The organism is Colwellia echini (assembly GCF_002843355.2).
Lineage (GTDB): Bacteria > Pseudomonadota > Gammaproteobacteria > Enterobacterales > Alteromonadaceae > Colwellia > Colwellia echini.
Map to the genome: position 1 here is coordinate 1 of NZ_PJAI02000084.1, position 643 is coordinate 643.

At 31.6% G+C, this 643-nt stretch carries 1 protein-coding gene; it reads right to left on the reverse strand.

Translation table 11 applies throughout. The features are described 5' to 3' along the window. Nucleotides 1–101 precede the first annotated feature (101 nt). Nucleotides 102–643, reverse strand: a 542-nt coding sequence (locus CWS31_RS17365) for a hypothetical protein (RefSeq protein ID WP_211355866.1), incomplete at its 5' end; no start/stop codon positions are given.

Sequence of the window (643 nt, forward strand, 5' to 3'; positions counted from 1 at the left end):
TAACGCCTTGCTAAGAGGCAAAAAATTGTTGGCTAAAATAAGCGACGAAGGAGCAAAAGCCAACTGTTTTTTGTCCTTTTAAGCAACTTGTTATACGTACTTTACTTACGAGCCATTTTTACTAATTTTATTAGCCCTGATGCACTAAACATACAATATAAACCGATACCGATTTCAACTACTGTGGTAATTAATGAATTCCAAATATAAGCGATATTAGCTTTATCATGTGGAGCATACTCTTTAGCCTGAGATAGACCAATAAGATTATTAACCAAGTCAGGTATAGCCCAAGATAAAATATAAATACCTAGAAGAGTTATACCTGTCACTTTAGCAATATCCAAATCACTAGAAATAATAGGTGACTTTGTAATAGTTTTTGCTATTAATTTTTTCGAAATAAAAACTGGAAATTTGATCATTGCTAAAGAGAAAGCAATCGAGATAACAGATACAGCAGTATAAAAATTCATTGTAAAGCTTGTATTTAAACTAGGATCGAAGCTTTTATATTGAGAGATTGTTTCAATTGTCAAAGGCATATCTCTGAGTAAAGTTACAAAAAGAAATATACCAAGTAATCTAACACCTAAAGCTAATGATTCAATTGATTGCATGACTATCCTTGTACGTATAACGC